The sequence below is a fragment of the Paenibacillus sp. 1-18 genome, assembly GCF_000520755.1.
Lineage (GTDB): Bacteria > Bacillota > Bacilli > Paenibacillales > Paenibacillaceae > Paenibacillus > Paenibacillus brasilensis.
In genome coordinates this window covers 1-24,185 of record NZ_ASSB01000006.1, presented here as the reverse complement: position 1 = coordinate 24,185, position 24,185 = coordinate 1, and the positions used below count along the sequence as shown (strand labels likewise).

The window sequence follows — 24,185 nt, the reverse complement described above, 5'->3', positions numbered from 1 at the left end:
GTCCTTTTACATGGATACAAGTTTATTGGTATTGGGTATTGTTATTTTTCTTGCTCTGGCATTTGATTTTATTAACGGATTTCATGACACGGCGAACGCGATTGCTACTTCGGTTTCGACCCGCGCCTTAACGCCGCGACGTGCGATTATTATGGCTGCAATCATGAACTTTCTCGGAGCTATCATGTTTACGGGGGTTGCCAAGACGATTGGTGGAAGTGTTGCTGATCCCACCAAGCTTACGAATGGTATTGATGTTGTTATTGCAACGCTCATCGCTGCGATCATCTGGAATCTTTTGACCTGGTGGTTCGGTATTCCTTCATCCTCTTCCCATGCATTGATTGGTGCGTTGGCTGGAGCCGTGTATGTAGGTGCGGGCCAGGATAAATTAAATTGGAGCGGCTTTATCGGGATTGTTGAGGGACTGATTTTCTCCCCGCTGATTGCTTTTGTTGTCGGTTATATTGTGATGCTGATATTGAAGTACATCTTCGCTAAACGCAGTCCGCATACAGTGAACAAAGGCTTTCGTACAATGCAGGTTATTACGGCAGCCATTCAATCGTTCACGCATGGTACGAATGATGCTCAGAAGGCGATGGGGATTATCACGTTTGCACTCGTCGCGGCAGGCTATCAGGATCATTTGGAAGTACCAATGTGGGTAAAAATTTCGGCCGCAACAGCCATGGCGCTGGGTACATCCATTGGGGGCTGGAAGATCATCAAGACGATGGGGACCAAAATTTTCAAAATCGACCCCATTAATGGATTCGCAGCCGACATTTCGGGGGCTTCAGTTATTTTCACAGCCACCTTGCTTCATTTGCCTGTAAGTACCACTCATGCCATTACCTCGGCAATTTTGGGTGTAGGGTCTGCGAAGCGATTCTCGGCTGTACGATGGTCGCTGGCTGGTCGTATTGTCATAACCTGGGTGATAACGATCCCTATTTCTGCACTGTTGTCGGGATTGATTTTCAAAATTCTTTTCTAGTTTTCATTATTATTTCACGAAAAAAAACACACACTATAGGATACAGAATAAGCTTCCGTCCGCTTTTGCGGCAGGGGCTTATTGGCATTCAGGGGTCAAAACTCCGCCTTTAAAGTTCACATATCCAGATAGTCCCATGAAATGTTATTTCAAAAATAGCTGACATCAAAGTAGTCAATTTTTAATAACTCCTGTAAAATAAACAGAAAACTTTGAACCGTTCACTGACTGGAGGAAATTATGCAAAAATCTAGAAAACTAATACCACTCATAATTTGTTTGTTTTTTGTGGTTGCCCTGGCCGGTAACTTCGGGGTAGTAGCACATGCAGAAAATAAAGCAAAATATGATATTGGCACGGATACGACGTTCGCGCCTTTTGAGTTTGAAGATGTAAATGGAAAATTTGTCGGAATCGACATGGATTTGCTGGCGGCTATTGCCAAGGATCAAAATTTTGAGTTTACCATTAAGCCTCTAGGCTTTAACGCGGCAGTGCAGGCCCTTGAAACAAATCAAGTGGATGGTGTTATTGCCGGGATGAGTATCACCGACGAACGCAAGCAAAAATTTGATTTTTCAGAGCCTTATTTTGATTCAGGGGTCGTTATGGCGGTCCGTAAGGATAATGATACGATTAAACGCTATGAGGACTTGAAGGGGCAGCGTGTAGCCGTAAAAACAGGAACGGAAGGCTATACCTTTGCGGAATCCATTAAGGACAAATACGGCTTTACGATGGTACCTTTTGACGATTCTTCTCAAATGTACGATGAAGTCAAAACAGGGAATTCAGTTGCCTGTTTTGATGACTTTCCAGTATTGGCATACGGTGTGACACAAAATAATGGCCTCAAACTGGTGACGGATAAGGAAAAGGGCGGTTCTTACGGTTTTGCTGTCAACAAAGGTAACAATAAGGAACTGATCGAGAAATTCAACGCCGGACTTGTTAATATTCGCAACAGCGGGGAGTATGACAAAATCATGTCCAAATATCTGGGCGAATCCGGCAAAGGCGTGGCACCTGTCGAGCATAGCCGCTGGGAGCTGATTTCCGCTTCGCTGCCTGCGTTGATTAAAGGGATGGGGAATACGCTGCTGTACACCCTGGTTTCTTTGCTCATAGCCTTTTTGCTAGGGCTGGTGTTTGGCTTTATGAAGGTAAGCCATAACAAGGTGCTCCGTGGTATTGCGACGGTGTTCGTTGATGTATTCCGCGGTATTCCGCTGATTGTCCTTGCATTTTTTATCTATTTTGGTATTCCACAGGCACTGGATTTCAAAATGCCGCTTTTTGCTGCAGCTGTATTAACGTTGTCTTTAAACGCGGGTGCTTATGTAACGGAAATTATCCGCGGGGGTATTCAGTCTATTGATCCGGGACAAATGGAGGCGGCTCGCTCACTTGGTCTTCCTTATCGGACGGCTATGCTCAAAATCATTTTGCCACAGGCTGTAAAAATCATGATCCCGTCGTTTATCAATCAGTTGGTTATTACATTGAAGGATACGTCCATTTTGTCCGTTATCGGTCTGGTCGAATTGACCCAATCCGGTAAAATTATTATTGCGCGGACGTTCCAATCCTTTGATATTTGGCTGGTCGTTGCGATAATGTATCTTATTGTCATTACAGTCCTGACCAAAATTTCCAACCGTCTTGAAGGGAGAGTTCGCCGTGGGTAAAATTATCGTCAAAGATCTGAAAAAAAGTTATGGCAGTAACCAAGTGCTAAAGGGCATTGACATGCAAGTACGGGAAGGCGAGGTTGTATGCGTCATTGGCCCTTCAGGTTCGGGGAAAAGTACGTTTTTGCGTTGTATGAACATGCTTGAGGAAATTACCGCTGGTGAGGTCATCGTCGATGACTACAACTTGGGCGACAAAAGCGTGGACATTAACAAAGTCCGTGAAAATATAGGTATGGTGTTTCAGCATTTCAATCTGTTTCCACATATGACAGTGCTCAAAAACATTATGTTCGCACCGACAGAGCTGGGCAAACAAACGAAGGCAGAGGCCCGGGAAACGGCAATGAAGCTGCTGGATCGTGTTGGCTTGGTTGATAAGGCCAATGCACTGCCAGGCCAGCTTTCCGGTGGTCAGAAGCAGCGTGTCGCGATTGCGCGTGCGTTGGCGATGAACCCGGACATTATGCTGTTTGATGAACCCACCTCGGCGCTCGACCCAGAAATGGTGGGCGAAGTGCTTGGCGTAATGAAGGATCTGGCTCGTGAAGGCATGACGATGATGATCGTGACCCATGAGATGGGTTTTGCACGCGAAGTAAGCGACCGTGTCGTGTTTATGGATGGTGGCTACATCGTGGAAGAAGGAACACCACAAGAGGTATTTGGTAATCCGAAAAATGAGCGGACCATAAGTTTTTTAGAGAAGGTATTGTAAGTTAGGCAGGGTTTGCCGTGCGTACAGGTGAAGACGTAGTGTGAGACCGCTCCGCTGAACCTGCTCCTTTCTTGCAAAAGCCTGCCCCACTTCTAAATGAGTAGGTGCAAGGGAAAAGCAAAGGGCGCAGCGCTTTGCTTGCTGCGCCGGGGGAAATAGCGAGGTGAGCATCTGACCGCTTAGTGGCTTTTCGTGTGCTTCTTTAGTGAACGTGAGTGATTTTTCTTTTCATCATGAGGATAAAGGATATCTTGGGAGGCATGTTGGCCCGGAGGTATCCTTTTTTTATTTAACGTGTGGAATATAGTGCGTGAGATTTGTATAATTCAGAATGGCTTATATACAATATACAGCATGTAAGACAGCAGTGTAGACGAGGAGGACGTTCGGTGATACGTACACTGGCTATAGGTCATAACCATCAGGTGACGGTGGGACAGCCGCTGGAGCAGCTAGACATGGAAAATTACATATGGATATGGGTGGATTTTAACGAGCCTACAGATCGTGAGTCGGAGCTGCTGACGAGCTATTTTCATTTTCACCCACTGGCTGTGGAGGATTGTATGCATGTCCTGCAACGCCCTAAATTGGATTATTATGAGGATGTGCAGTTTCTGGTCGTGCACGCGCTTGATGTGGATACATTGGATGCGGAAGAAGTGGACTTGTTCATTAGCAGTCGTTTTTTGGTGACCTATCACCATCATGAATTGGATGAGATAGATCAGGCATGGGAACGGATTGTCCAGCATGCGAATGAACGCAAAATATGGTCACGCGGACCGCTGGCTGCGGCCTACACGGTGATGGACAAGCTGGTGGATAATTATTTTCCAAGTCTGTTCATGATTGAGGATGAATTGGCCGAGCTGGAGGGCCAGGGCAGGCATGAGTCCGTTGAGGAATTGATGAAGCAGGTGTTTGCCCTGCGCGCCAGGCTGCTCAAGCTGCGCCGTACAATTGTACCGATGCGCGATCTGATGTATCGGGTTCTGAATTCGCAGCATGTGCAGGGCAAAGGGGAACATATGGCCTATTTTACGGATATTTATGATCATCTGTTGAAGCTGACGGATATGCTGGAGGCCGACCGCGAAATGACGGCCGACCTGAGAGACAGTTATATTTCGCTCAATTCCAACCGTATGAATTCGATTATGAAGACGTTGACCGTAATTACGACGATTTTTATGCCCTTGACGCTGATTGTCGGCATTTATGGTATGAACTTTTCGTATATGCCCGAGTTAGGCTGGAAATACGGCTATTTCGGCATCCTTTTTTTCATGTTTCTGCTGAGTGTCGCAATGGTGGTCTGGTTTATGCGTAGAGGCTGGTTCAAATAAAATGGACTAACGACGTTTACGCTTGACCGAACGTTTGCGCGGAGTAGTGTTTTTTTTGCGTTGTGTTTTTTTTCGGCGGCGGCGTGAAGGTGGTGTGTATTCATCCAATTCCTCAGATACAGGCGCAGAATTTTTACTGAGGGATTTGCCGAATACGGGGAGCGAACCCATGAGTAGCTTCGCCATCGGAGCAAATTGCTGTACACTGCTCATAACTTTTTGTACCTTGCCAAGAGTGGCTACAATTCCGTCAATGCCACCCATGCGGTCGATAAAACCTTTAATTTCGTTGAGATTGTTGATATTTCCGAGACTGCCCAGCAGTCCTCCTTTGGCTGGGGCCGGGTCTGGTGTAACCACAGCGGAATCCGTAATACTGGCTGGCGCTTCATAAGGCACCAGACTGGAGGAATCGGCTTGTGGAGTCTCGCTGTATGGATCGAGTCCGGGATAGGGAGTAGAATTATACGGATCGGAAAGGGATCGCTGTAGCGGCCTCCGATGATAGTAGTGTCCAGGCATGAGATCACATTCCTTTGCAGGTTGATACTCTACTGTATGTTACAAACGCACAGTGGGTTTAGGCATGTGTCCCGAAATCAGGTATAAATGCGGATTTGGGCATTCGTACGGTATAATCCTATGTCATGTAATGTTGTTCTGTAATGCGTGAAACCGTTAATGCTTGAAAAACCTACTATTTCTCAGGTACAATGAGGAGAGATTGTAACCTTGGGAGATGATAATCCATGCAGCTCAAAAAGCTTAATGATAAAAGTATTGATCAATTGTTTGAAGCTATCTTAACCCTTAAAAATTTGGAAGAATGCTACGTGTTTTTCGATGATCTGTGCACGATAAATGAAATTCAATCCCTCTCCCAACGTCTGGAGGTTGCTCGTATGCTGGGCAAAGGCAGCACATATAACCAGATTGAAGCGGAGACTGGGGCGAGTACAGCCACAATTTCACGTGTTAAGCGTTGTCTGAACTATGGTAATGACGGGTACAAAATGACGTTGGAACGTCTGGGACGCTAATGCGGAGACCTGGGATACTGGTAATCAGCCATGGCTCGAGAGAGCCGTATTGGGTGGAACAGGTGGATCGGGCAGTCGCAAAGCTTCATTTGCCGAAGGATATGCCGGTAGAGGTTTCATTTTTGGAAACGGTTAAAGGAAGATTGATTCAGGATGGTATTGATCATCTGGAGGCCGTGGATGTAACGGATTTACTGGTGATACCTTTATTTATGTCATCGGGCAGTACACATGTAGATGAGATTAGCTATGCGCTTGGGGTCAAGGATGCGCCGGATAAAGAAACGGATTTGATGCCTTTTCGAAGAAAGGCGCGAGTGCATTTCGGTAGGCCGTTGGATGACGGAGAAGATGTTGCACGCATGGTGTGGGACAAGGTTCGTCCACTGTCAGCCCAGCCTGCGAAAGAGCTCATTTTACTCGTTGGACACGGAAGTGTGCATAATGGCTTTCTTCAGCGCTGGGAGCAAGGAATTTCTTCATTGGCCCGTACCGTGCAAAGCGTGAGTAGCATACGAACAGACTATGCTTTGCTGAATCCAGAAAGTGTGCACGACAAGGCAGCGTATTGGAATCAGAAGCGGGGTCATGATGTTATTGTGGCGCCGCTTTTTTTGAGCTCCGGATATTTTACACGCCATATGATTCCTAAGCGGTTGCAGGGCCTGGAGTACCGTTATTCAGGAGATCCTTTGTTGCCGCATCCTTTACTTACAACCTGGATGGACAGGCAAGTTTGCGAACTTATGCAAGGCATGGGTGAGTGAACAAGGCCAAGTCATTGGCAGTTGGGTTCAGGTAGTGTAGTTTAGCTACAGTATTTTTCGCCCTTTTATTCCCAAATTTAGGTCTGTGATGGCTTCTTTTATTGTAAAAGAGGTCTTTTTCCAGTATGATGATATTTTGTACAGACTGAATGTGATGACTGGAATTTGCATATAAATATCATTAAATATACGGGTGGCGTAACGGAATGAAAAGAGCTAGATTAATTTATAATCCGACCTCCGGGCGGGAGGAAATGAAACGTCGTCTTGCGGATGTTTTGCAGCGCCTGGATGAAGGTGGTATTGAAACCTCTTGCCATGCAACTACGGGTGAAGGGGACGCAACGCGTGCTGCAACAGAGGCCATCGAGCGTGGGTATGATATGATTATCGCCGCTGGTGGCGACGGCACCTTGTATGAGGTCATTAACGGGATGGCTGAAAGGGAAAACCGCCCGCCCTTGGGTGTGTTCCCTCTAGGGACGACGAATGATTTTGCCAGAGCAATGGGCATCCCCAGGCAGTGGGAGGATTACTGCGACCTGGTTATTCGTCAAAATCCGAAGCCGCTGGATATCGGAAAAGCCAATGACCGCTACTTTATCAACATTGCGGGCGGAGGGACTTTAACCGAGCTTACGTATGAAGTTCCCAGCAAGCTAAAAACGATGATTGGCCAGCTGGCCTATTATTTTAAAGGTATGGAGAAAATGGTCAGCCTGGCCCCGCAAGAGCTGATTATTAAAGCATCGGGTCAGGAAGTGATACACGACGAGTTCATGCTCTTCCTGATTGCGAATACGAATTCGGTGGGCGGGTTTGAAAAGCTGGCTCCCGGGGCGACAATAGATGATGGGCTGCTCGACGTCATCGCTGTACGCAAATGCAATCTGGCGGAAATGATCCGGCTGGTGACACTCGCATTGCGTGGCGAGCATTTGCAGGACAAGAAGATTGTTTATTTCAAAACAGATTATATGGAGGTAACCTCACCCGGCTATGTCCAGCTTAATCTGGATGGCGAACTGGGAGGAACTTTGCCTGCAACTTTCCAGAATTTGCCGCACCACTTGAATGTATTTCGGTGAGAATTTTTTGGGAAAAATCCACAAAGCGTATGTAATTAGCAATATAAAAATCGAAATGATTTATCTGACTTTGGAGCGACTGAAACCGAATTTTGCAAAAGTCCTGTGGTAGGGAATGATGTGGAAAGGTTTTTGTTTCCGAACGATAGTGTTTCCGATAAAATAATTTTTTGAAGAGATTGGCTTCTCCAGAAGAGATTTCGTCTTCAATAATAATAAAAGACAAGCCATGGTATACAGAGGTAGTTATGTCGCTTCGACCCTATTAGCAATTGATCCTTGCCGTTCTCCGTGGGGAGTAACGGCATTTTCGAGTTGATGTTTATATAGCTTGCAGGCCGTTTACATCGTATGTATTGAAGGAAGATAGGTATAAAAAAGATGACCAGAAAGAAGTGACATGAATCATGACAAGTAACCGTAGCGGACGTGGAAAAAGCCGCCGGAATGTAGCAGCTCCTGTTCAAGGAAAGCCACAGAAAAAGACTGTGCAGCCTAAAAGGGAGAGAGAGCAAGGGCGGTCTCAAGGTGGAACTGGAAAGGAACAGCTTGGAATCGGAATTGAAAATGGAAATTTTGATGGAAATATAAAAGATACGGATCGGAATAGAATGGAAAAAGGACGAGGGACTCGTCGTTCTTCCGGTGATGGACAGGAGCGGCACACATCCAATCGTAACCGTTCCAGTGCAGAGCGTGCTGATCTGCCTGTACAAAAAAACGATGAAGCCATACTCGACATTATCGGCATGAATCATGATGGTGAGGGTGTAGGGCGTGTCGAGGGCTTTACGCTGTTTATACCAGGCGCATTGCCGGGGGAAAAGGTACGAGTCAAGGTGCTGAAAACGAAAAAGCAGTATGGCTATGCCAAGCTGCTGGGCATCGTGCAGGCCAGTCCTGACCGGATTGCAGCGCCTTGTGCCATCTATGATCAGTGCGGCGGCTGCCAAATCCAGCATATGAGCTATGAAGCGCAGCTCGGCTGGAAGCGCCAGCACGTTGTAGACGTACTGGAACGTATCGGAAAGCTGAGCGTGGCTGCCAGCGCCGGTTCCGCAACGGATTCGGGTGCGAATGCAAACGCGACTACCGAATCCGGTAATCAGGCAGCGCAGGTATTGGCTGCTCTTACGGGTTTAGAGGCGAATACAGCTTCGTCCTCGGCAGTAAGTACGGACCCGAATGCAGACAGCGTGTCCGTAAATTTGGCGCGTGAGCAAGGCGTAGTCGTACATCCTACCCTTGGTATGAGTGAGCCTTGGCGATATCGTAACAAAGCCCAAGTGCCGATTGGTGTCACCGAGGGCGGGCTTGTCGGCGGCTTCTACGCGCGTGGCAGTCATCGTATCGTGGATATGAACACCTGCCTCATTCAGGATGAGCGTAACGACGAGGTTGTGGCACGTGTCAAAGAGATTGGGCGAATGCTGGGCATCAGTGCATATAATGAGGAAACCGGACACGGACTGCTGCGTCATGTTGTCGTAAAGACCGCTTTTCGCACAGGTGAAATGATGCTGGTCCTCGTCACGAATGGACGAGATATTCCGCACGTCGATGCCTGGATTGGCAGTATCCGTGAGCATATCCCACACGTGGCAAGCATTTGCCAGAACGTGAATACCAAGCGAACGAACGTTATCTTTGGCGACGAAACTCGTGTGCTATGGGGCCGTGATGTGATCTACGATTATATCGGAAACGTCCAGTTTGCCATTTCCGCAAGATCTTTTTACCAGGTCAATCCTGTCCAAACGGAAGTGCTGTATAGCAAAACCGTCGAATATGCCGGACTCACGGGCAAGGAAACGGTGATAGATGCGTACTGTGGTATTGGCACGATCTCATTGTTCCTCGCTCAGCATGCGGATCAGGTGTATGGGGTGGAGATCGTAAAAGAAGCCATTGAGGATGCGCGGAGTAATGCGCGGTTGAACCAGATGCGTAATGTGAAGTTTGAGGTAGGCGCGTCCGAGGACGTCATTCCGGGATGGAAAGAGCAAGGCATCACCGCTGACGTCATCGTCGTCGATCCGCCCCGTAAGGGCTGCGATCCACGCCTGCTTGACACCATTCTGGAGATGAAGCCAGAGCGGGTGGTGTACGTATCCTGCAATCCAAGCACGCTGGCACGGGATTTAAGGATATTGGAGGACGGCGGGTATAGAACGGTGGAAGTGCAGCCCGTCGATATGTTCCCGCATACGGTGCATGTGGAGTGCGTGGTAGTAATATATCGGGATAGGAAGTATTGATGCACGAGGGTTGAAAAGTAATTTGAATATTCCTGCATTCAGAAAAGTGCTTTAGGGTTGAGTGCGGGAATATATATTATTTACATATATAAAGTACGAGAGAAGTGGATGGAATTAATATATAGGAAGAATGCTTCTTCCGATTAATAATGAAGGTTTGAACCTCCTTTTATGGGAGGTTTTTTGTATGTTATTTATTGCAATTTGTTTTATTAATAGTCCAATATGTTATATTTACTTTACAATTTGTTATTCATATAATACTATAATTAATGAAAGGAGGTGAGAGTATTCATGTTTTCATTTGGTGTTATCTGCAATCAGGTTTATTTACTGCGTGCTGAACGGAGATGGACACAAACAGATCTAGCCAAAGAACTAGGTGTAACAAGACAGACGATTGCCGCAATTGAGAACAACAAGTTTGTACCTTCGCTTGAGCTTGCATTTGCCATAGCATATGTATTTGAAAAAGAAATTACGGAAGTATTTCAGTTTGAGGCCTATGAAGAAGATGAGGAGGAGGAGTAGCACGATGGATATTTTTATAAGCATCACTATTTTGGTGGGATTACTTTTAAACCTTATTTTGTTACTTAAAGAAGGAAAGGATGAACGATGGAATCATATTATTAGTGGCCCACTTAACATTGCATTTTCTTTATTGTTTATGGGGTACACTGTGGGTATTATTTTATCCGGGTATTTCCATTTCGACTTAACTACATACAAAATGTATTATGACTATCTTTTTTGTGGTGTATTAGTCCTCTATATCGTCCTTTTGCTGATGAGAAGAAGGACGTTGTCTTGAACTCAAGGATTATTATGACTCTATTGGACAAACCAATCATAATAATAGTTTTGTATCGTGCACGTCTGTTGAATAATCATAAATAAGGTTACTACTTAGGTCTCCCTGAAAATAAGGTAGATTTTTTGAGTTTTTAAAGAATTTTTATTGCCAAGTAATGAAGAAGTAAATAGAGTTATAGGGAGTAGATGAGGAGTGAGACCATGAAGCTAACACCACAACAAGTAAATACGATCTGCAAAGGAGATCAGGAAATTGCAGGCTACTTTCATGAGCTCCTCACTGTCGTGGATCGTCAATCCAAGCAAATCGAAAAGTTAGAAAAACGCGTAAACGAGCTTGAACGTCAGCTCGGTCAAAATAGCAACAACAGCAGTAAACCGCCTTCAAGCGACGGCCTTCGTAAACCCACTAATCTTCGTCAGTCGGGCGGGAAAAAGGGAGCGCCTAAAGGCCATGATGGATATACGCTCCGATCCGTGGACTCCCCTGATGAAATTGTCTTTCATCAGGTAACGACGTGTACAAGCTGCTCGCATTCGCTCGAAACGGTAACGGTTGAGGGCTACGAGAAACGTCAAATCTTCGACTTGCCGCCTCCCTGCGTGAGGGTGACTGAGCATCGGATCGAGAAGAAATGCTGTCCGTATTGCGGTCTGGAACAGAAAGCGACGTTTCCTGCGGATATTCAAGCGCCTACCCAATACGGAGAGGGCTTCGCAGCTTGGACAGCTTATTTGCATGCTTACCAGATGCTACCCCTTAAGCGAATTGCTCAGTTGTTTGCTGACTTGACAACGTATCGTCCTAGCGAAGCAACGCTATTATCCTTGCTGCAGACGATGTCTCGATCGCTCGAAAGCGTGGAGCAAACCATTCGCTCGGCGCTTTTTCGCAAAGCAACGGTAAACGTCGACGAAACAGGCTGTCGGATCGCAGGAAAGAATCACTGGGTGCATGTAGTGTCCAATGAACATTGGACACTACTTGGCGCGCACCAAAAACGCGGCAGCCAAGCGATGGATGAACTCGGATTCTTACCGTTCTATTTGGGAACGGTCGTTCACGACTGCTTACCCGCGTACTTCAAAGACTTCTACTACTTCGGCCATGCCCTCTGTAACGCACATTTGTTACGCGAATGCCAAGGCATTGCGGAGCATGACGGGCACGCATGGGCAAAGCAGATGAAAGAACTGCTACAGGAAAGCTGGAAACTCACGCAAGCTGCTCGCCGTGACCGCCGGCCCTTAGCCGCGGCTATCCTTGATAAAGCCAGCAAGCGTTATGACGACATTCTCGAGCGCGGCAAAGATGAATGGGCAAACGACGCCGTCCGTGCAAAAGCGGGTCCGAGAGGTCGGGAAATAAAGAGTAAGGCCGCCAATCTAGGCGAACGACTGAAGGTACATAAAGCGTCGATTCTCCGGTTTCTTTGGAATGCCGACATTCCGTTTGATAATAACCAGGCGGAACGGGACTTGCGCATGGTAAAGGTGAAGCAAAAAGTATCCGGTGCCTTCCGCACGTTCGCTGGCGCTAAGGTGTTTGTGCGAACGAGAAGTGTCATTTCCACGCTACTAAAACAGGATCAACCCGTCCTTGCTTCACTCGTCAATGCCTTTCGTGGTCATCCCATTTTGGGGTGACCTAAGCAGTAACTAAATAAGTAATGATTAATTAATTCATCACCTCTCCCTCACACGGCAGAGGTTTTTTCATGCGAACATATAATCGTTGATAGAAATATGTTACCCTGGTAGTGTATAATGATGAAAATTATTGTCGAACAAAGGGATTTTTCGGTGAAATCTGGAATAAGTCTAAAGTACTAATATATAACAAGCATAGGAGCAACACACAATGGCAAAGGAAAACTTAGTTACCAGCTTAGAAGATAAATTATGGGCGGCAGCAGACAAGCTGCGAGGCAGTATTGCATCCTCCAAATATAAAGATGTTGTTCTCGGCATCATTTTTCTAAAATACATCTCTGATCGTTTCGAACAACGCTACAACGAGCTTGTCGCAGAAGGCGATGGATTTGAAGATGATCGTGACGAGTACGAACGCTTCAATGTGTTTTATGTACCGGAAAAAGCCCGTTGGAAGCACATCATTGAGAATGCGACTAAACCGAATATTGGTCAAGTAATTGACGAAGCCTTTATTGCCATTGAGAAAGAAAACAAGAAGCTCGCTGGAGTCCTTCCTAAGATTTATTCAGGTGCAGATATAGACCAGCGGCGAGTTGGCGAAGTTGTCATGGTATTTGAAAACTCGGACACATTGCTGATTGAAGAAGATGCACTTGGGCGCGTTTATGAATATTTCCTTGGCAAGTTCGCTTTTATGCTTGGACAAGGCGGTGGAGAGTTCTATACGCCGAGTAGTGTTGTAAAACTTCTTGTTGAAATGATTGAGCCATTTGAAGGTACTATTTACGATCCATGCTGCGGTTCCGGCGGTATGTTTGTCCAAGCACAAAAGTTCGTGAAAGCGCATGGAGGTAATGCCTACAAGTTGTCCATTTACGGTCAAGAGTTAAATGCGGAGACTAGAAGACTTGCCACGATGAACCTTGCTATTCGCGGGATCGAAGCGAATCTTGGTAAAATCCATGACGATACATTCCATGGAGATCAGTTCAAGGACGAGAAATTTGATTATATCCTTGCTAATCCCCCATTTAACATTAGCGATTGGGGACAGGATAGGCTCTTGAATGATTCTCGCTGGAAATGGGGCATTCCGGCTAAAGGTAATGCAAACTATGCTTGGTTGTCTCATATGCTCACGAAATTGAAGCCATCTAAAGGCGTTGCTGGTATTGTTCTGGCTAACGGTTCTTTGTCATCCCAAACTTCAGGTGAAGGTAACATCCGTGCAAAGTTTATTGAGGAAGATTTGGTTGACTGTATTGTGGCATTGCCGGATAAACTCTTCTTCACAACCGGTATCCCAGTCTGCTTATGGTTCCTTCGTCGCGGCAAGAAACGCAAAGGTGAAGTGTTGTTTATTGATGCCAGGGATAAAGGGACAATGATTAGCCGCAAGTTGCGTGAACTCGAAGAAGCGGATATCAGGGTGATTGTGGATACGTACCACAAGTGGCTGAACAATGATGGATATCTGGATGAAGTCGGTTTCTGCAAATCGGCTGCCCTGGAGGAAATCCAGAAGCATGACAATGTGCTTACTCCAGGGTCGATATGTCGGAGTTAAAGAAATTATTGATGATGAGCCGTTTGAGGAAAAGATGGAGAAGCTTGTTTCCGAGCTTGCAGATTTGATGTCGGAGTCTTCTGTGCTGGACGAGAAGATCAAGAAGAGCCTGGGGGCTATTGGATATGAATTTTAATGAGTGGAAAGTGATTACGATCTCAAATTTAATTCTTTCTTCTAATACTGGATTAGATGCAATAAAAAGAGCACCTATTGTGGATTATGATAGTGGGGTGAAATGTCTTAGAATCCAAGATATTTCTCAAGAAAAGGAATTTAGGGATTGGGGATTTTGTTCTGTTGAAGATAAAGACTATATTAAGTTTCAGTTAAAGAAAGGAGACATAATAGTTGCAAGAACTGGAGCAACTGTTGGTGTAAATAGAATCATAAAAGAAAATCTAAAGTCAGTCTTTAATAATGGATTAATAAGAATAAAGGTTAATGAAGCAGTCGCTGATAATAAATTCCTATATTATAACATGCAAAGTGAAAAATATAGGGGGCATATTAATGCAATATCAGGCGGAACATCAACACAGCCAAACATGAAAATGAACGCTTTATTAGATTTTGAAATAAATTTACCAAATCTTCAAGAACAACAAAAAATAGTCTCCATCCTTTCTGCACTCGACAATAAAATTGAACTTAACAACCGAATGAACAAAGTCCTTGAGAAAGTGGCTCAGGCGTTCTTCAAGCAATGGTTCGTTGATTTCGAGTTCCCGAATGAAAACGGTAAACCTTATAAGTTTAGCGGCGGGGAGATGGAATGGTGCGAGGAACTGGGGAAAGAGATTCCGAAGGGATGGAAGATTGGTTCGATTTCAGATTTAGGAACTGTTGTTGGAGGTGGGACTCCTTCTTCAACGAATGAAGAATATTACTCTTATCATGGAGTACCTTGGATTATACCGAAAGACTTGTCCACGAATAAAAGTAAATTTATATTTCGAGGATCTCGTGATATTACGGAACTAGGTCTAAGAAATAGTGCTGCCAAATTAATGCCGGAAGGCACAGTACTATTTACTTCAAGAGCTCCCATTGGATATATAGCGATTGCTGGTAATCCTGTAACAACGAATCAAGGGTTTAAATCCGTGATCCCCAATGTCAACGTAGGGACTGAATATGTATATTGTTTTTTGAAGGAAAATCTAACGGTAATAGAAAATATGGCTACAGGCTCGACATTTAAAGAAATTTCAGGAAATGTGCTCAAAAATATCTCTGCACTATTACCTGAAACTAAATTATTAATGAAATTCTCTAATATTATCAAAATTTACAATAATAAGATAAAAAATAACGAGAAACAAATCAATTATTTAACCAATCTCCGAGATACCCTACTCCCCAAACTTATGTCTGGAGAAATCGACGTATCTGATATCGAAATATAAATTGGCGGTGATTTCCATGTTTACTGAAGAAAGCCTTGAAGCGGTCGTGCTTGAATTGTTACAAGACGAATTGGACTATACCATACTAAATGGCTATGACTTCGTGCGCGACTACCATACCGTTATTCTGGAAGATGACTTGCGTGAATCGTTATTCGCACTTAATCCCAATCTCCCCGAAGAAATTATTGAAGCCGCGCTACGCAAACTTGTCTACATGGACGACGCGAGTCTTGTCGTTGCGAACCAACAATTTCAAAAGTACCTCATTGAAGGTATCAGTATTGAAGTGTACGGCGAGGATGTTCCCTCTCGTGTCGTTAAGATTATGGATTTCGATAATCCGTACAACAACACATTCAAGGCGATCAACCAATTTACTGTGATTCATAAAGCGGAGAAACGACCAGACGTGGTTATATTCGTCAATGGCTTACCGCTGGTTGTCATTGAACTTAAATCTGCGGTTCGCGAGGACGCGACCATTCATGACGGCTATCTTCAAATCAAGACCTATCAGGACATCATCAAGCCGTTGTTCCAGTATAACGCCTTCAGTATCATCAGTGACGGAGTCAATGCTCGATTCGGTTCCATTACTGCGGAGTATGACCGCTATATGCAGTGGAAACAAGTGGATCGCAATTCCCCTATTATTGATGAACCGCATATTGCTCAAATCAATACTCTTCTTAAAGGAATGCTTCATAAGGAACGGTTGTTAGATATTGTTAGTAACTTCACTTTCTTCGCTGGCGGTAAAGCGAAAATCATAGCCGGATATCATCAATATTTTGGTATGAATAAGGCTATTGACAGCGTTGTTCGTGCTGTTGATGAAGATAAACGTGGTGGTGTCGTTTGGCATACTCAGGGTTCTGGTAAATCATTTTCGATGGTGTTTCTCTCTGCCGGATTGATTCGAAGACTAAATCATCCAACCATTGTTGTGGTTACAGATCGTGTAGATTTGGATGACCAAATATTTGGCACATTCAGTGATGCCAAAGAATACTTGCGAGTAACTCCCTCACACGCAGATTCAAAGGAAGATTTGAGTGAACTATTGGAGAACCGTTCTGCTGGAGGTATTATTTTTACCACGATCCAAAAATTCACTGAATCAACGGGCCTTTTTTCAAATAGACATGACATCATCGTCATAGCTGATGAAGCACACCGTTCCCAATACGGTATTGATCCTGATGTTAAAATTGATAAGAAGACACTAGAGGCTGAGCTTATTTATGGGTATGCAAAATATTTGCGTGATGCCTTGCCGAATGCGACTTTTATCGGATTTACAGGAACACCAATCGATTCCAATGATAAATCGACTATTGGTGTATTTGGTGAATTAATTGATGTATATGACATGACACAAGCGAAACTAGACGGAGCGACTGTCGATTTGCACTACGAAAATCGGTTGGCTAAGGTGCATCTTGACGAAGGGATTCTCGATCAGATTGACGCGGAAGTGGCGAAGATTGAAGCACAGGGACTAACACCTGAGAAAATCGAGAGGCTGAAGAAGGATCTGGTCACGATGGAAGCAGTCATTGGGGATGAAGATCGCCTAAATTTGGTCGTAGATGATATACTGGCTCACTATGAAATACGCAAAAACATACTCAAAGGAAAAGCGATGATTGTTGCTTATTCTCGTAAAATAGCTTATCGCATGTACCAACTTATTAAGGAAAAATCTCCTCATCTTGCTGATCATATTGGACTCGTTATGACTGATAGTAATAAGGACGAACAGGAATTACGAGATGTTGTCGGAAATAGATCACATCGAAAAGAATTGTTTAATAGCTTTAAAGATGAGGAGAGTAAATTTAAGATTGCCATTGTCGTCGATATGTGGCTAACCGGCTTTGATGTTCCGTGCCTTGATACGATGTACATCGATAAAATTATGAAAGAACACAATCTGATGCAAGCCATCGCTCGGGTCAATCGTGTCTATAAGAACAAGCAAGCTGGATTAATTGTTGATTACATTGGACTGAGCAAGTATTTGAAGGAAGCACTTCATACATACACTAGCCGAGACAAGAACAGTATTCCTGAGATTGAGAAGGCTAAAGAAATCCTGATGACCGAAGTGGAGATTCTTGAGGGGATGTTCCACAGGTTCGATTTTAGTGCATATATGAACGCAACCCCGAAGGATCGCTTTGAATTGATTCAAGATGGTGTTGAGCATGTGTTGAAGGACAGAGCCAAAGAAACGTTCCTCAAGCATGTCGCTCGGCTTCAAAGCGCCTACAACATTTGTGCAACTGCACTGGATTTTACTGTTCGAGTTCAAGTTAGCTTTTTCGTTGCTGTCAAATCGTTCATCATAAAAGTTGAGCGTGATGGAATGCCGAACGTAGAAGAATTCAAACGGAAGATTACAGCTATGATTGAACAGGCGATAATCAAAGATGGTGACGAGGTTGTATCCATTTCCGCGAAGAAGGAAAAGAGTCTCCTGTCTGTTGAAAACCTGCAAAAGATTATGGCGATGAAGCGAAAGAATATCGCGGCTACCATCCTGAAAAAACTGATTGACGACAAGATCAAATGGTTTGAGCAAACGAACATTGTTCGTGCTGGTTTCTTTTCCGAGAAGTTGAAGAACATTGTAGAGCGATACAACCAAGCAGAAGATATCAATGTGCTGATTACCGAGATGATAGACATTGCTAAGGAAATCGAATCTGCTATTAACGAGGGAATTGATATGCAGTTATCACCGGAGGAGCAAGCATTTTATGATGCACTCGCAAAACCAGAACTGGTGAAAATGCATTATCAATCTGACATTTTGCGTGAGATGGCGAAAAAACTACTTCAATTAATAGCCGAGAACAAAACTCCTGATTGGTATAAACGTAACGATGCCAGAGCCAATATGAGGTCTCTTATCAAAAGGCTGCTAAAGCTATATAAATACCCACCAGATGAAATACCAGATGCTACTGAATTGGTCATCAAGCAAGCAGAATTGCAGATGAAGTATAATTTGTATACTACACAACCTGACGAAGTAATTATCCGATAGTGGCTGACGGCAAGGAAACATATAGAACATGACCAAACGATGGTATAGAAAGGAGCATCAAGCATGGCAGAAATAAAATATACAATCACCCAGCATATCGGAATCCTGTCCAAAGGAGCAAAGGGCTGGAAAAAAGAACTGAATCTCATAAGCTGAATGATCGCGAACCAAAATTAGATATCCGTGAATGGTCGCCAGATCATGAGAAAATGGGCAAAGGTGTCACGTTGTCCAAGGAAGAGATTTTTGTGTTACGGGATTTATTGAATGGATTAGAGTTGTAGATTGAATTTGTCTCAAGGAGTTGAGCTTTTTTGAACTTGGATCAAGTACTATATACCTTAAAAACAGAATTCCCGAACAAAGCTATTGACCTGTCTGAGAGCTTGGAGCTTATAAAAGAAGTACTTAATGATACAATGAACAGTATAAACCATAAGTCAAACGACGCTTTCACTAAAAGAGACTTTGCTGCTAGACGGCAGTATGACGATATGGCGGTATTTATTCATGATTATGAACAGCAGATTGATCAATTTGTGGCTACTCTTAGTGTAGAGGCAATTGATTTAGTCAATGAAGACGACGATACAGATGAAGAAACCGAAAAGAATAAAATCCCCAATTATGCTGATTACATGGTGGATTCTAACGTTGAACATACTCTCTATGAGAATTTTACGCATAAGCGACCGTTTGCTTTTCGAATTAATGAGAAACAATTAATAGAAGTGAAAACTTGGCAAGAAATGCTTAAAAAAACTGCTGAATTGTTGCTTGCGATAGATAGCGAAAAATTTCTTGCTTTTGAACATATGTCTGGTATGAATGGAAAGAAAAATAAGTACATCTCAACGAAGCAAGAAGGAATAAGGAAACCTCAGTTAATCCTAGATAAAGTGTATATAGAGACACATATGAGCGGGAATGGTATACGAAATATATTGCTGAAGATGCTGAAAGCGTATGGGTTTAAGGCTACAGATTACAAAGTATATTTTCGCGCAGATTACACTGAGTTGAATCAGGAGTAATTTACATTGTATTTCCAAACAGCCGAGGGTATATAGCTCTCGGTTTTTCTTGTTACTTTGATTTCTTGTCCTCTATATAAATGATTCTCCAAATTCTCCTTGAAGTACAAACATATATCCGATACAATAAATACGAACGTTTGTTTCTGTTTGGCGCACAGAAACAAATTACCATCAAGAATGAACGTTCAAAATCTTATCATCCAAATCACTAAACAGGAGGTCAAAATTTGTCCAGTAATCCAACACGTAATCAATACCAAATCAAACTGTTCCACTTTAACGAGATCACTCATGCAGGTGACCAACTTTTTGCGCCACCATCTAACACTCGTACCATTACTGTATCTGACAGTATCTATCTCGATCAACTCAAACGAGTCGTAGCAGAACGTGATCCTTCCACCGATGTTACCGAAGTCATCTTTATGCTCAAAGCTGATCAAGTTGATGAAGATGATCCATTCCAACTTGCTCTGTTTGAACGCATGTTACGAGAGGGCATCTACTATAATGGAGGAAAATATGTCCGCTCGATCAAGTCACCTGCGATGGGACGTACACAGAGGACAGAATTTATTCAAGAAAAGTATGTTGCTGATCTGTATCGACACATTACACTAGGTAAAATGCCACCACTCACCAATATCCATAAGTGGGAAGCAGCACTTGGTGTGAGTCGTTCAGCAGCACAGCCAGTACCGTATGTTCCCCGGATTGTTGTTATTCCAGATTATGAAAAGGATACGATCATCGAGGATGTATGGAAAGTGGAAAAGTGTGCTGAAAATTTGGAGCAGCAGAAGTTGATATTCGATGAAAAGACGAAGCAACGTGAATATTTCAAAGCAAAGAAAGAATTGAAACCATCAAAGGAACATTTACATAAGTTAGAACGTATACCGAATAAAACGATCTCGTGGAATGGCCGCACAAAGTCTGCTCCTGATCAAAATGAATATAAAACTTTCAATGGATGGAATAAACATAATCGTCGTGTGAAGCTAGAAGCAATTCCTTTTCCTACTCGCTCGGTTATGTATAATGACGAACTATATCCTTGCTATTCCATTGAGCAAACGGAAGAAATCCCAATCATCGTTATCAATGAAGAGTCCATCGGTTTCAAGCGAGTGGAGTATCCAAGTTATAAAAATAAGAATGTTCAGTTTTTCGATGGTCAAGGTCTCATGAACTAGTCAAATGGAGCAGATCTGTGCCTATATATCCAATCCAACAAGGAAGGAAAAAGTTGGTTCGATAGCACGGTGGATAAACGATCCGCTAAATCACTGGAAACGTGGAAAGCAAATCATCTGGAGGATTTACTGAATGCTGAAATCAAGATGCGATTCCCGGCTAAGGATGAGAAAGAAATCGAAGTTGAGAAGCTACGAGCCGAAGTGGAAAATATGAAGCTAGAGAAGCAACGTGAACGGTTAACCAGCCAAGCGGTAAAAATAGCATCCGAGAAGAAACTTCCACTCCCGTTAGTGGATTTTTTTATTGGTGCAGATGAAGAAGCGACGACAGCGAATTTGGCTATGTTGGAACAATCGTTACAATTGGCTATCCAACAGCAAGTAGAGCAACGACTCAAGGGGGAAGGATATACCCCTCCGGCTAGTTCAACGAGTAGCACATTTACATTGGAATCGATTAAAGGGATGTCCCCAAACGAGATTAATCAGCATTGGGATCAAGTCAAACAAGCATTACAAAACAAACAATAATCAATAGAAAAGGACAGGGTGATTAGATATGTCAGTACAACATTTTATTCCTACCATTTGGAGCGCACGTTTAAATGAAAGCTTGAAGAAGAATCTGGTGTATGGGAACGTGGTCAACACTGATTACGAAGGTGAGATTCAAGGCCAAGGCTCCACCGTAAAAATTAATTCGATTGGGACGGTAACGATTGGCAATTATGATAAGGTGGCAGGAATCGGCAATCCGCAGGAACTGGATGCTATGCAGAAAACGTTAGTGATTGATCAGGCGAAGTATTTCAATTTTCAAGTGGATGATGTCGATGCCGCTCAAGCGAATGTAAGTCTACTAGATGGTGGAATCGTGGAGGCCTCCTATGGACTGGCCAATGTAGTGGATCAGTATCTTGCTGGATTTTATACGGAGGTTAAAGCTGAGAATACGATGGGCAATGATACCGCGCCTATTGTTCCAACTAAAGATACAGCCTATGATTTGCTGATTGATCTTGGCGTGATGATGGATGAGAACAATGTACCTGAAACGGAACGTTTTGTGGTAGTTCCTGCATGGTACTATGGCTTGCTTTTAAAGGATGCTCGTTTCACCAAAGACCCAAATATCATCCGCACAGGCTATGTGGGAGATATTGATGGCATGACCGTCTATAAATCAAACAATGTGCCAAATACCGGAGGAGCCAAGTATAAAATCATTGCAGGTCATAAGAGTGCGATTTCGTTTGCCGGGCAAGTGGATTCAGTGGAAGCCTTCAGACCAGAGAAGCAATTTTCGGATGCAGTAAAAGGTTTACAGGTGTTTGGAGCTAAGTGTATCAAGCCGGAGGCTCTTGCTGTACTCACGGCCAATAAGTCTTAATTGAAAATAGGATCATATGCAAACACATTATAATAGAAGAAACACGGTTAGGGTGTCCGTTTTGGATGCTCTATTTTTCATTTTTTGGAGGGTGATAAGATGTGGTTTTTGAATCAGGAAACAGGCTGCACATGGGAAGTCACAGATCAGGAGTTAATGCTGCGGTTACAGGCAGTGGGCGTTATGAGCAAGTGGATGAGCCTAAACCAGATGAGGCTGAGCAAGATTTACCCCAAACGAAAGTTCAAACTGTCAAGAATATGAAGCGTACCGAGAAGGCACAGGTAAAGGAGGGACAGGAACCAGCGCATGAGTGAGCTAATGGATTTAATGAAACAGCTATTAGGCATGGAATCAACAGACATATCAAAGGATGATATCCTGATCCACTATTTGAATAAAGCGAGGAGTAATATTTATGGCTATTGTAATGTGGTAGAACTCCCTGTGGAATATGATGATGTTATGGTCGATTATGCGGTGTATCTTTATAAGAATAGGGATTCGGTTGGACTTATAAATAAGCATGAAGGTGAACGCTCAGTCACATTTGAAACAGGCATTCCGGCAAGTATTCGACTTGCTCTTCCTCTACCTAAAATCAAGGTCGGTACAGATTAATGTTCTATGATACGAAGCTGGAAATTTTGAATGATGCTGATTTGAAACCTGTCCAGTTGATCATGGCAGATGTACAACCTTATCGCAAAAGCTTTTCATTTGAAGATGGTTACATACTAGAGACAACATATCGAGCTTTCTGTCCACTGGAAACCTTATTGCAATTATATGGATATGTTCGAATTAGTAAGAATGTCTTTATTATTTTGGATATGAAGGAATGGAGTGATTATGTGGAGTTGTACCTGTATCGCTGCAAGCAGGATTTTGGTTTGGAGGTGGAGGAGTGACGAGGAGTCTAGAGCCGATGATAGATTTCTTTCTGCGAGAAAAAGGCGAGCTTGTACATATCAATGGTATGCGACAGCTTGCTCTAATTCAGGATGCGACAAATACCATTCAAATGACCGATGAAAAAATTATTCGTGCAGCAACACCCTTACATACAGGAAATATCGTGGATTATCGCTATGAACGTTATCTGATCACCAGTCAGGTGGATCAAAATGAAAAGTCGTGTCGAGGCAAGATGCGAAAATGTAATCAACGACTAGCTTTAAACTGGAATGGACAGGTGAAATGGTTTGATGCTGTGGTAGAAGCCAGAACGTTTTCAACGGAAACAGGTAAAGTTATCTCCATGCCAGAGGGCAACATCCTGATTACCGTACAAGACAATACAGATACGAGGGGCATTACATTAAGCCAACGATTTTATATGACTCATCAGCCTTTTAAAGTGACTGGAATTGATCGCACGATGAATGGCATCATCCAGTTAAGCTGTACATTGGATAGCATAAATACAGCTTATGATGACGTGGAACATAACATTGCAGATAGATGGAAGTACGAGATTGCTCATACATATGCATTACATATTCATCAGGGAACGATGGCCCATGTACCTCTAAACGAAACAATACCGTTGAATGTGTCTGCTACGGATAATGGAAATGAGATAGCGAATCCGGCGATTACCTATATATCTAGTGACCCAAGTGTGGTTAGTGTAGATCAGCAAGGTCAGGTTATGGGTATCGCTTTGGGACAAGCAAGAATCACTGCGAAATTAACGTATCACCCAGCAGTACAAAGTAGCATTGAAATGAGAGTCGTCGAAACAGGAACGCATATCTATTCGATAGCCATTACTGGCAATGCAGTTCTAAAAACAGGCCAAAGTGCCTCATACGTCAGCCATATTTATGATCATGGAGTGGAAGTGTTTGGCCAGTCTGTGGAGTGGAGTCTACGAAACCAAGATGATTCGACTCCGATCATTGGTAGCGTGACAGCCAGTACAGGAAATAGCGTGACAGTGAAAGCCGGAAGCAGTAGTGGAGCGAACAATAAAGCCCTTGTACTGACAGCCACCTTAGTAAGTGATCCTAGTATTACCATAGAAAAGACCATTAGCCTTAAGAATTTATTCTAAGCTTTATAGCTATCGGCTTGCCCTAGAGGTGAGCCATTTTCATTTTAAAGGAGCACATACATATGCAACGAAAATCCATCGA

Annotated in this window: 22 protein-coding genes and 2 pseudogenes; 23 read left to right on the top strand and 1 reads right to left on the bottom strand. The window is 43.6% G+C overall.

Translation table 11 applies throughout. The features are described 5' to 3' along the window. Positions 1-10: 10 nt before the first annotated feature. From L693_RS0100190 to corA, 4 genes are all read left to right on the top strand, one after another. Entirely contained in the window at positions 11-1,000 is a 990-nt protein-coding gene (locus L693_RS0100190; RefSeq protein ID WP_025715541.1) for an inorganic phosphate transporter, read from the top strand. Positions 1,001-1,240: 240 nt separating this feature from the next. Next, positions 1,241-2,689 carry an amino acid ABC transporter substrate-binding protein/permease gene (locus L693_RS0100185; RefSeq protein ID WP_025715539.1) on the top strand — a complete coding sequence of 483 codons (1,449 nt, stop codon included), beginning with the start codon at positions 1,241-1,243 and terminating at the stop codon, positions 2,687-2,689. Beyond that, positions 2,682-3,410, top strand: a complete 729-nt coding sequence (locus tag L693_RS0100180; protein WP_025715538.1) for an amino acid ABC transporter ATP-binding protein — start codon at positions 2,682-2,684, stop codon at positions 3,408-3,410. The genes L693_RS0100185 and L693_RS0100180 overlap by 8 nt, the downstream gene beginning before the upstream one ends. Positions 3,411-3,799: 389 nt before the next feature. Beyond that, the gene (gene corA / locus L693_RS0100175; RefSeq protein WP_025715537.1) at positions 3,800-4,759 is read left to right on the top strand and encodes a magnesium/cobalt transporter CorA; all 960 of its coding nucleotides are present in this window, start codon (positions 3,800-3,802) and stop codon (positions 4,757-4,759) included. A gap of 6 nt (positions 4,760-4,765) precedes the next feature. On the opposite strand, the gene L693_RS0100170 is transcribed toward corA, so the two are convergent. After that, a complete protein-coding gene (locus tag L693_RS0100170; RefSeq protein ID WP_025715536.1) occupies positions 4,766-5,281 on the bottom strand; it encodes a hypothetical protein in 516 nt (171 codons plus the stop codon). A 227-nt stretch (positions 5,282-5,508) separates the two neighbouring features. Here L693_RS0100170 and L693_RS0100165 point away from each other — a divergent pair, with 227 nt between their 5' ends. The 19 genes and pseudogenes from L693_RS0100165 to L693_RS0100080 all read left to right on the top strand — a co-directional run bounded on the left by L693_RS0100165 (position 5,509) and on the right by L693_RS0100080 (position 24,103). Next, positions 5,509-5,799, top strand: coding sequence for a YerC/YecD family TrpR-related protein (locus L693_RS0100165; RefSeq protein ID WP_007428885.1), 291 nt, complete (start codon positions 5,509-5,511; stop codon positions 5,797-5,799). Next, positions 5,799-6,566, top strand: coding sequence for a sirohydrochlorin chelatase (locus tag L693_RS0100160; RefSeq protein ID WP_081752053.1), 768 nt, complete (start codon positions 5,799-5,801; stop codon positions 6,564-6,566). The genes L693_RS0100165 and L693_RS0100160 overlap by 1 nt, the downstream gene beginning before the upstream one ends. Before the next feature lie 206 nt (positions 6,567-6,772). Then, on the top strand, positions 6,773-7,654 hold the full coding sequence (locus tag L693_RS0100155) for a diacylglycerol kinase (protein WP_025715534.1): 882 nt from the start codon (positions 6,773-6,775) through the stop codon (positions 7,652-7,654). Between the two features lie 407 nt (positions 7,655-8,061). Further along, positions 8,062-9,912, top strand: coding sequence for a 23S rRNA (uracil(1939)-C(5))-methyltransferase RlmD (gene rlmD / locus L693_RS0100150; RefSeq protein WP_025715533.1), 1,851 nt, complete (start codon positions 8,062-8,064; stop codon positions 9,910-9,912). A gap of 294 nt (positions 9,913-10,206) precedes the next feature. Then, positions 10,207-10,443, top strand: a complete 237-nt coding sequence (locus tag L693_RS0100145) for a helix-turn-helix transcriptional regulator (RefSeq protein WP_025715532.1) — start codon at positions 10,207-10,209, stop codon at positions 10,441-10,443. Between the two features lie 4 nt (positions 10,444-10,447). Beyond that, positions 10,448-10,726, top strand: a complete 279-nt coding sequence (locus tag L693_RS0100140; RefSeq protein ID WP_025715531.1) for a hypothetical protein — start codon at positions 10,448-10,450, stop codon at positions 10,724-10,726. A 203-nt stretch (positions 10,727-10,929) separates the two neighbouring features. After that, a complete protein-coding gene (gene tnpC / locus L693_RS0100135) occupies positions 10,930-12,375 on the top strand; it encodes an IS66 family transposase (protein ID WP_025715530.1) in 1,446 nt (481 codons plus the stop codon). Positions 12,376-12,589: 214 nt separating this feature from the next. Beyond that, a pseudogene (locus L693_RS0100130) lies at positions 12,590-14,087 on the top strand (N-6 DNA methylase). Further along, a complete protein-coding gene (locus L693_RS29725; protein WP_025715529.1) occupies positions 14,077-15,360 on the top strand; it encodes a restriction endonuclease subunit S in 1,284 nt (427 codons plus the stop codon). The pseudogene L693_RS0100130 and the gene L693_RS29725 overlap by 11 nt, the downstream one beginning before the upstream one ends. 16 nt (positions 15,361-15,376) lie before the next feature. Next, positions 15,377-18,418, top strand: coding sequence for a type I restriction endonuclease subunit R (locus L693_RS0100120; protein WP_025715528.1), 3,042 nt, complete (start codon positions 15,377-15,379; stop codon positions 18,416-18,418). A 63-nt stretch (positions 18,419-18,481) separates the two neighbouring features. Next, positions 18,482-18,702 (top strand): annotated as a pseudogene (locus L693_RS0100115) (YdbC family protein). 30 nt (positions 18,703-18,732) lie between these two features. Beyond that, the gene (locus tag L693_RS0100110; protein ID WP_025715527.1) at positions 18,733-19,452 is read left to right on the top strand and encodes a hypothetical protein; all 720 of its coding nucleotides are present in this window, start codon (positions 18,733-18,735) and stop codon (positions 19,450-19,452) included. 230 nt (positions 19,453-19,682) lie between these two features. Next, on the top strand, positions 19,683-20,651 hold the full coding sequence (locus L693_RS28645; protein ID WP_231503480.1) for a hypothetical protein: 969 nt from the start codon (positions 19,683-19,685) through the stop codon (positions 20,649-20,651). Positions 20,652-20,666: 15 nt separating this feature from the next. Then, positions 20,667-21,185 carry a DUF4355 domain-containing protein gene (locus tag L693_RS29720; RefSeq protein ID WP_155983739.1) on the top strand — a complete coding sequence of 173 codons (519 nt, stop codon included), beginning with the start codon at positions 20,667-20,669 and terminating at the stop codon, positions 21,183-21,185. 28 nt (positions 21,186-21,213) lie between these two features. Continuing rightward, positions 21,214-22,044, top strand: a complete 831-nt coding sequence (locus L693_RS0100100) for a P22 phage major capsid protein family protein (protein ID WP_025715526.1) — start codon at positions 21,214-21,216, stop codon at positions 22,042-22,044. A gap of 101 nt (positions 22,045-22,145) precedes the next feature. Further along, positions 22,146-22,361: a hypothetical protein gene (locus tag L693_RS0100095; protein ID WP_231503478.1), complete on the top strand. Its 216-nt coding sequence runs from the start codon at positions 22,146-22,148 to the stop codon at positions 22,359-22,361. Next, complete coding sequence (locus L693_RS0100090) at positions 22,354-22,665, top strand: phage head-tail connector protein (RefSeq protein WP_025715525.1); 312 nt, start codon at positions 22,354-22,356, stop codon at positions 22,663-22,665. The genes L693_RS0100095 and L693_RS0100090 overlap by 8 nt, the downstream gene beginning before the upstream one ends. After that, positions 22,665-22,955, top strand: a complete 291-nt coding sequence (locus tag L693_RS0100085) for a hypothetical protein (protein ID WP_025715524.1) — start codon at positions 22,665-22,667, stop codon at positions 22,953-22,955. Before L693_RS0100090 ends, L693_RS0100085 begins: the two co-directional genes overlap by 1 nt. Then, a complete protein-coding gene (locus tag L693_RS0100080) occupies positions 22,952-24,103 on the top strand; it encodes an Ig-like domain-containing protein (protein ID WP_025715523.1) in 1,152 nt (383 codons plus the stop codon). Before L693_RS0100085 ends, L693_RS0100080 begins: the two co-directional genes overlap by 4 nt. The last annotated feature ends 82 nt before the right edge of the window (positions 24,104-24,185 follow it).